The sequence below is a fragment of the Azospirillum sp. B506 genome (genome assembly GCF_000333595.1).
Classification (GTDB): Bacteria; Pseudomonadota; Alphaproteobacteria; order Azospirillales; family Azospirillaceae; genus Azospirillum.
Window position 1 is genome coordinate 1 of sequence record NZ_BADK01000007.1, and the last position, 7,789, is coordinate 7,789.

7 protein-coding genes are annotated in these 7,789 nt (G+C 71.4%); 4 read left to right on the forward strand and 3 right to left on the reverse strand.

Annotation, left to right across the window (positions count from 1 at the left end):
• The 3 genes from I71_RS00205 to I71_RS00215 all read left to right on the forward strand — a co-directional run.
• Positions 1-1,943, forward strand: a 1,943-nt coding sequence (locus I71_RS00205) for an ATP-binding protein (RefSeq protein WP_244433523.1), incomplete at its 5' end; no start/stop codon positions are given.
• 145 nt (positions 1,944-2,088) lie between these two features.
• Complete coding sequence (locus I71_RS00210) at positions 2,089-2,481, forward strand: hypothetical protein (RefSeq protein ID WP_042688586.1); 393 nt, start codon at positions 2,089-2,091, stop codon at positions 2,479-2,481.
• Positions 2,482-2,678: 197 nt separating this feature from the next.
• The gene (locus I71_RS00215) at positions 2,679-3,029 is read left to right on the forward strand and encodes a response regulator (protein WP_244433524.1); all 351 of its coding nucleotides are present in this window, start codon (positions 2,679-2,681) and stop codon (positions 3,027-3,029) included.
• A 39-nt stretch (positions 3,030-3,068) separates the two neighbouring features.
• Here I71_RS00215 and I71_RS00220 read toward each other — a convergent pair whose 3' ends face one another.
• Positions 3,069-4,271, reverse strand: coding sequence for an NnrS family protein (locus I71_RS00220; protein ID WP_042688583.1), 1,203 nt, complete (start codon positions 4,269-4,271; stop codon positions 3,069-3,071).
• A gap of 131 nt (positions 4,272-4,402) precedes the next feature.
• Here I71_RS00220 and I71_RS00225 point away from each other — a divergent pair, with 131 nt between their 5' ends.
• Positions 4,403-5,638, forward strand: a complete 1,236-nt coding sequence (locus I71_RS00225; protein ID WP_042688584.1) for a winged helix-turn-helix domain-containing protein — start codon at positions 4,403-4,405, stop codon at positions 5,636-5,638.
• A gap of 19 nt (positions 5,639-5,657) precedes the next feature.
• Here the strand turns inward: I71_RS00225 and I71_RS00230 are convergent, their stop codons facing one another.
• On the reverse strand, positions 5,658-6,719 hold the full coding sequence (locus I71_RS00230; RefSeq protein WP_049975826.1) for a HAMP domain-containing sensor histidine kinase: 1,062 nt from the start codon (positions 6,717-6,719) through the stop codon (positions 5,658-5,660).
• 97 nt (positions 6,720-6,816) lie between these two features.
• The coding region (locus tag I71_RS00235) for an oligopeptide/dipeptide ABC transporter ATP-binding protein (RefSeq protein WP_042688588.1) at positions 6,817-7,789 on the reverse strand (973 nt) is incomplete at its 5' end.

Here is a 7,789-nt window from a genome sequence, read left to right on the forward strand (position 1 = left end):
GACGGGCGCATCGCTTATGCCAACCCGCCTTTTCCGGCCTGTTCACCATCGCGGCGGCGCCGTTCGGCCATAGGCTGGACGAAACGCTGGCCAATGCCGGCAACGCCCCGCGCGACACCGATCATTCCCTGCTGTCGGCGGTCGACGGCGACGAGCGGCGCGAGATGACGCTGACCGACGGCCGCATCGTCAGCTGGCACAATGTGCCGGTGCGCAACGCCGCGGGTTCCGCCATCGGCAAGCTGTGGCTGTGCATCGACGTGACCGAGCCGCGCCGCGCCGCCGAACAGCTGCTGCAGGCCAAGGAGACGGCGGAGGCGGCCAGCCGGTCGAAGACCGAATTCCTGGCGACCGTCAGCCACGAGCTGCGCACCCCGATGAACGGCGTGCTCGGCAACCTGACCCTGCTGGCCGACGCCGCCCTGCCGGTGGAGGAGAAGCGGCTGGCCGACGTCGCCCGCCGGTCGGCGGAAACGCTGCTGCGGCTGCTCGACGACATCCTCGACCTGTCGAAGCTGGAAGCCCGCCGCATCGAGCTGGAGGAGGCGGACTGCGCCCTGCCACAGCTGATCGACGGTGTGCTGGAGGTGCTGCGCCCGAACGCCAGCGACAAGGGGCTGGAGCTGTCGGCCCGGCTGATGCCGTCGGTGCCGGAGGTGATCGTCACCGACCCGTCCCGGCTGCGCCAGATCCTGTTCAATCTGGTCGGCAACGCGGTGAAATTCACCGAGGAGGGCCACATCGCCGTGCGGGTGCGCCGGCTGGACCTCCGAGCGGACGACCTCGTTGCCGATGGCCCTCCCGACTCCTTCCTGCTGGAATTCGAGGTGGAGGACACCGGCATCGGCATCGCCCCCGATTCGGTACCGACCCTGTTCGACCGCTTCACCCAGGCCGACAGCTCCATCACCCGGCGCTACGGCGGCACCGGCCTCGGGCTGGCGATCTGCCGCGACCTCTGCCTGCTGATGGGCGGCAGCATCGCGGTCGACACCGCCCCCGGCCGCGGCAGCGTCTTCCGCTTCACCGTCGTCGCCCGGCCCGGCGATCCGTCGGCCCTGCGCCGCATCGACGGCGGCCACGGCGCCAGCCTGGGCGAGGCGGCACGGGTCGCCGCCTTGCCGCCGCTGCGCGTGCTGGCGGTCGACGACATCGAGGTGAACCGCGACATCGTCCGCGGCATCCTGGAACGCGCCGGCCACAGCGTGGCGCTGGCGGCCAGCGGCGGCGAGGCGGTGCGCCTGCTGCGCGACCAGCCCTTCGACCTCGTGCTGATGGACATCCAGATGCCGGGGATGGACGGATTGACCGCCACCCGCCGCGTGCGCGAGCTTCCCGGACCGCAGGGCAGCGTCCCGATCCTGGCGCTGACCGCCCATGCCTCGGGCAGTTCGCGGCCGGAATGCCTGTCGGCGGGGATGAACGGCTTCGTCACCAAGCCCTTGCGCCCCGCCCTGCTGTTCGCCGAAATGGCGTCGGTTCTGGGCCGCGGCGATCCGGTGCCGGCTCCCGGCTCCGCCGCCCATGCTTCACACGCCCCTGTTCCACACGCCCCCGCTCCGGAGACTGCCGTGACCGCCATGCCCGACATTCCGGACACCGACATTCCTGACGCCGACCTGCTGGACGAGGAGCAGGTGTCCCTGCTGCTGGAGGTGCTGACGGTCGATGACTGGACCGCCTCGGTCGCCGGCTTCACCGACAATGGCCGCAAGACCATCGACGGCATGATCGCCCAGGCCCGTGCCGGCGAGCCGCACAACCGCACCGCCCATACATTGAAGGGCACCTCGCTGAACCTCGGCGCCGCAGCGCTCGGCCGGCTGGCGAAGGAGCTGGAACACGCCCCCGGCGCTGCGGTTCTGGAGCAGGAGGCGCGTCTCTACGACCTGCTCGACCGTTCGCTCGCCGCGCTGCGCACGCGCAAGCCGGTCAGCGCCTGACCGGGCCGATTTCCGTCTGAACGGATGGTCCGTCGGCCGGCCAGCCACGAACAGGCAGCCGCCTCTTCCACATTCGGACAGGTCTGCGCGGCACAAAGGCTTCCCTGACGCGTTGTTCCATCAGGACAACGACCAGAGAGGCACCATGAGCGAGCTTGCAGACGATCTCGACCAATGGACCGGGCCAGGATCGGCAGCGCGGATCGACCGGATGCGTCCGGCCGTGCGTCAGTCCCTGACCGCCGCCGGCTTCACGCCGATGGATCTGGGCGGTGGCAGCAAGGCATGGTATCGCCGGTCGGACGACGGCACCCATGCCTTGATTTCGCACAACAATTCCCTGGATGGCGACCCGTCGGTCAGGGATTGGATCGTCGGCCAATATGGCGAGCGCGGCGGCTTCGTCGAGGTCGGCGGTTTGCCGCTGTCCCGCGCCCTGGAAGGGGCCGATATCCTGCCGTCGCCGATCCGGCCGGATGGATCGCTGGTGGAGGCGCTCTATCCCTCTCTCCAACAGGCACTTGATGATCTTGGGTGATAGTCCAGCCAGAGCTTGCGGATGGCTTAATGGGCGATGACCAAGGTCGGGGTGGACAAGGGGGCAGCTGAACGGAAAAGCTCACGCCGGTTGCCGGAGGCAATGACGACCCCCATCTGACCGCCAACCGCCGCCCATCTCCACAGCTTTGACCAGCAGCGAGCCGCCTGCCAATGGAAGCCGACCGATCCAAGTCCTTGCGCATCCTGCTCGTCGAAGATGAGCCGCTGGTGGCCATGGCCATCGAGGATTCCCTGGAAGTCCAGAATGTCGACGTCGTCGGCCCCGCCGGCACGGTGGCGGAGGCGCTGGACCTCATCGCCAAGGGCGGCATCGACGCCGCCCTGCTGGACGTCACCCTGCGCGGGGAGCGTGTCGACAGCGTCGCCGACGCGCTCAGCGCCAGCGGCATTCCCTTCGTCTTCACCACCGGCCATGGCGCTGGCGGCCTGCCGCAGAACCATCAGAGCCGCCCGGTGCTGACCAAGCCCTTCCGCGAGATCGAGATGACCGACGCCATCGACCGCTACTTCCGCGGCGGGGCGTGACGCCCCGCCTGCAGAGGTGAGGTCAGCCCGGCCGCCAATTCAACCCGGCCGGCCGTCGGCGCGCGGCGACAGCAGGACCGGGGCGTAGGCGACCAGATACAGGGCGAAGGCGGCGACCCAGGCATAGCCCGACCATTGCAGTGCCGCCCACACCCACTCCACCGGCAGCAGTGGCGAGGCGGTGCGGCCGACCGCCGCGACCGTCAGCAGCACATAGGCGGCGACCGTCAGCCGCGACACCACCAGCGGCCGCCCGGTGTGGCCGAGCGAGGCGCGGCTCATCACCGCCAGGATCAGCGTGGCGAAGGCACCGACCGTCAGCGCATGGGTTCCCGCCGCCGAAGGCAGCCCGGCCAGGGCATGCAGCCCGCGCAGGATCAGCGCCACCGGCACCCACAGATAGCCGACATGCAGGATCCACAGGATCGGCGAGCGCCAGGCCTTCCAGCCCTGCCAGCCGGCGAGCCGCACCGCATGGGCGAGCGCCGCGGCAAGCGCGATCAGTCCGGTGACGACCGACTCCGGCGCCGCCATCGTCGCCGGGATCAGCGCCAGCGTCAGCACCAGCGTCGGACGCTCCACCATCGGCCAGGACCGCACGCTCATGCCCGCCTTGCCCAGCCCGTTGCGGGTGAAGGCCGGCAGGATGCGCCCGCCGATCACCGTCACCATCATCAGCACGATTCCGAGCCCAAGTGCGAAGCCGGCATCCGCCCCGCCATCCAGCAGGTCCAGCCAGTCCAGGTGGATCAGCAGGTTGCCGGCGGTCATCAGCCCGATCAGGATCAGGAAGGCGCTGTTCCGCCACTTGCCCGCCGCCACCAGCGGCCGGGCGAGCGCGACGCCAAGGCCGGGCAGGAAGGCGACGTCGATCACCGCCGCCACCGGTTCCGGCACGCCGGTCCAGGGGAAAACGGCGACGCGGCCGGCGATCCACAGCGCGGCGAGCGCCATCAGCGGGGTGCCGGCCACCGCCTTGGTCCCGGTCCAGCTCGGTACCGCGGTCAGCAGGAAGCCGGCGACGGCGGCGACCACCATGCCGAACAGCATCTCATGGGCGTGCCAGGCGCTGGCGCCGACCGCATGCTCCGGCCATTCCCCGGTCACCAGCACGCCCAGCCAGGCGGCGAGCAGACCCACCGCGGCCACGCCGCTGAACAGGAAGAAGAAGCGGAAGCCATATTGGAACAGGATGGGAATGGCGGGGCCGTCGTCGCGGCCGGCAAGACTGGGGGAGGACATGGTGGGGACTCCGCAAGACGGGTGCTGCAGTGCAGGATGACCGTCAGCCTGCGCGCCCCTCCCCTCCCCCGCCTTGACGAAAATCAAACGCATTCTCAAGCTGGCGTCCCATCCAATTTCCTCTGAGACCCATGCCCCGTTCCGACAGCCTGTCCCTGCGCGAGGCCCGCCGCGCCGCCATCGCCGCGCAAGGCTTCTCCAACACTGCCACCGACTCCGATCCGGTGGAGGCGCGCCATGCCCGGCGCCTGATCGGGCGGCTGGGGCTGGTGCAGATCGATTCGGTCAATGTGCTGGTGCGCTCCCACTATCTGCCGCTGTTCTCGCGGCTGGGGTCCTACGAGGCGGCGCTGCTCGACCGGCTGGCCTATGGCGGCAAGCGGCGGGCGCTGTTCGAGTATTGGGGCCATGAGGCGTCGCTGATCCCGGTGGAGCAGCAGCCGCTGTTCCGCTGGCGCATGGCGCGGGCCGAGCGTGGCGAGGGCACCTATGGCGAACTGGCGCGCTTCGCCGCCGAACGCCGGCCCTACATCGACTCGGTGCTGGCGGAGGTGGCGGCGCGCGGCCCGATGGGAGCGTCGGAAGTCAGCGAGGCCGGACGCGGGGCCGGCGGCTGGTGGGGGTGGAGCGACGGCAAGCGGGCGCTGGAATTCCTGTTCTGGGCCGGTCTCGTCACCACCGCCCGGCGCCGCGGCTTCGAGCGGCTCTATGACCTGCCGGAGCGGGTGCTGCCCGCCGCCATTCTCGAAACGCCGACCCCGGAGGAGGCCGAGGCCCAGCGCGCCCTGCTGCGCATCGCCGCCCGCGCCCATGGCGTGGCCACCGAGCGCGACCTGCGCGACTATCACCGGCTGGACGTCGCCGATGCCCGGCAGCGCATCGCCGAACTGGTGGAGGCCGGGGAGCTTCTGCCGGTGACGGTGGAGGGCTGGGACCGCCCCGCCTACGTCACCCCCGACCTGCGCATCCCCCGCAAGGCGCCGGCCCGCGCCCTGCTCTCCCCCTTCGATTCGCTGATCTGGGAGCGGCAGCGCACCGAACGCTTGTTCGGCGCCCGCGTCCGGCTGGAGATCTATACCCCCGCCCACAAGCGGGAACATGGCTATTACGTCCTGCCCTTCCTGATGGACGAGCGCATCGCCGCCCGGGTCGACCTGAAATCCGACCGCAAGGCCGCCACCCTGCTGGTGCAGGCCGCCCATACCGAGCCGCATGCCGCAGCCGACGCGGTCGCCCTGCCCCTGGCGGCGGAGTTGCGCCGGCTGGCCGGCTGGCTGGGGCTGGAGCGGGTGACGGTGGTCGGGGCCGGCGATCTGGCACCGGCCCTGGCGGGGGCTTTGCGCACCGGCGAGCCGGAGGATCTGTAGCGCCGGGGGCCGGCGGCTGCTACCCCACCACCCGCTCCGGCGGAAAGCGCAGCCGCACCGTCGTCCCGCATCCCGGTGCGCTGTCGATGGCGATGCTGCCGCCATGCAAGTCGATCAGGGCGGCGGTCAGCGGCAGGCCGAGGCCGGAGCCGTGCTCTGCAACCGTCATCGGGTCATGCGCGGGATCATGGAGCTGGGCAAAGGCGGTCAGCGCCTGCGGAATGCGGTCGGGCGGCATGCCGCGGCCATCGTCGGCGACCGCCAGGACCAGACCGCCAGCGGTATCGCTCCCGCCATCGCGCTCCGCCCACACCGTCACATGGCCGCCACGGGCGGTGAATTTCAGGGCGTTGCCGACAAGGTTGGTCAGCATCTGCCGCACCAGCGACGGGTCGGCCCGCAATGCCGGCAGATCGTCCGGCAGGCGGGCGGACAGGGTCACGCCGGTCTGCCCGGCCCGCGCCGCCATCATCGACAGCGTGGCGTCGACGATCAGGGCGGGCGGCCAGACCTCCTCATGCAGGTCCAGCCGCCCGGCCTCGATGCGGGCGAGATCGAGCAGGTTGTTGATCAGTTCCAGCATATAGTCGCCGGCGGCGACGATCTGGGCTGCCGCCTCGCCATAGCGCGGGCTGTCCGGCGGTCCCAGCAGCCGGTCGCGCAGGAGTTCGGCGAAGCCGACGACGGCGGTCAGCGGGGTGCGCAGTTCGTGGCTCAGGTGTTGGACATGGTCGGATGTCCGGCGGTTGGTGCCGGCGGGGTCGGGCGTCCGCGCCTCCACCAGCATGATGCCATCCCAGGGCGCGGGTCCGCTGCGAACGGTCAGGGCCAGCGGCGGTCCCCCGTCGCCCCGGATGGTCACGTCCCGCTCCACAGGATCCGCCGGCACCGGACCGGCCGGCTGGATCCGCAGCATCCCGCCGGCCGCGGCCGGGTCGAGCAGCGCACGGGCTGCCCCGTTCAGCCACAACAGGGCGCCGTCCTCGGCCCGCACCAGCCACAGCGGCGTGGCGAGACCGGCCAGCAGAACCAGTTCCGGCAGAGCGGCCAAATCGGGCGTGATGGCGGACAGGGACGGCATCGGTTCCCCGGCGGCAGGGATACGACAAACGGACAGTTCGTATCCCCGAAAGGTAGCACGATGGCAGGACAGCAGCCAGCCGTTGAACTGCGACCGATCACCCCTCCGCCGGCGTGTCCCAGTAATGGCAGGCCACATGATGGCCGGGTGCCACCTCCTCCAGCGCCGGGACCGCCTGGGCGCAGAATTCCCGCGCCAGCGGACAGCGGCGGCGCAGCGGACAGCCGGCCGGCTGGGCGAAGGCCGATGGCGCCTCGCCCTCCAGAGCCGGACGCTCGCCGCGGGCCGCCGCCAGCATCGCCCGGCTGTAGGGGTGCAGCGGCGCCGTCCGCAACGTCTGGGCATCGGCGCTCTCCACCGCCCGGCCGGCCAGCATGACGATGCCGCGGTGGGCGTCGCGCAGGCCCTCGTCATAACGTTCGGTCGCCAGGACCAGCGCCAGGCGGCGACGGTCGCGCACCGCCACCAGCGTGTCGAGGAAGGTTTCGCGCTCCTCCGCCGACAGGCGGGCGGCGGGCTCGTCGGCGATCAGCACGCGCGGCTCGGAGAGGATGGCACGGGCAAGGCCGGCATGGGCGGCTTCCGCGACGCTCAGCGCCGAGGGCCAGCGGAGCGCCGCATCCGGACGCAGCCCGGCCTCCTCCAGCGCCTCGTCGATGCGCCGGTCGCGGCGCTCGGCGGCGATGTCCGGGCGCAGGCTCTCCAGCACGAGACCGAACTGGTCGCCCACCGTCATGGCCGGGTCGAAGGAGGCGGCCGGGTCGGGGAACAGCGGCTGCAGGTCGCGCCGGGCGCGGCGCAGACCGCCGCGGTCGGGATCGTCGCCACCGGCGCCTCCCCTGGCGCCCCCACCTGCATTTGCTGCGGTCGATGGCGCCGCCGTCGCCATCAGGTCGCGGCCCATCCACACCACCGCTCCCCAGGTCGGCGGCGGCAGGCACAGCAGCGAGCGGGCGAGCGTCGCCTTGGCGCTGCCGGTCTCGCCCAGCAGAACCAGCGTCTCCCCGGTCCGCAGATCGAGGTCGATGTCATGCAGCACGGGCAGCGACCGTGGCTCCCCCTTCGGACCG

Excerpts from the sequence above, each read along its gene's own strand:
- I71_RS00225 (WP_042688584.1), top strand. The coding sequence starts at position 4,403 with ATGCCCCGTTCCGACAGCCTGTCCCTGCGCGAGGCCCGCCGCGCCGCC.
- I71_RS00210 (WP_042688586.1), top strand. The coding sequence starts at position 2,089 with ATGAGCGAGCTTGCAGACGATCTCGACCAATGGACCGGGCCAGGATCG.
- I71_RS00220 (WP_042688583.1), bottom strand. The coding sequence starts at position 4,271 with ATGTCCTCCCCCAGTCTTGCCGGCCGCGACGACGGCCCCGCCATTCCC.
- I71_RS00230 (WP_049975826.1), bottom strand. The coding sequence starts at position 6,719 with ATGCCGTCCCTGTCCGCCATCACGCCCGATTTGGCCGCTCTGCCGGAA.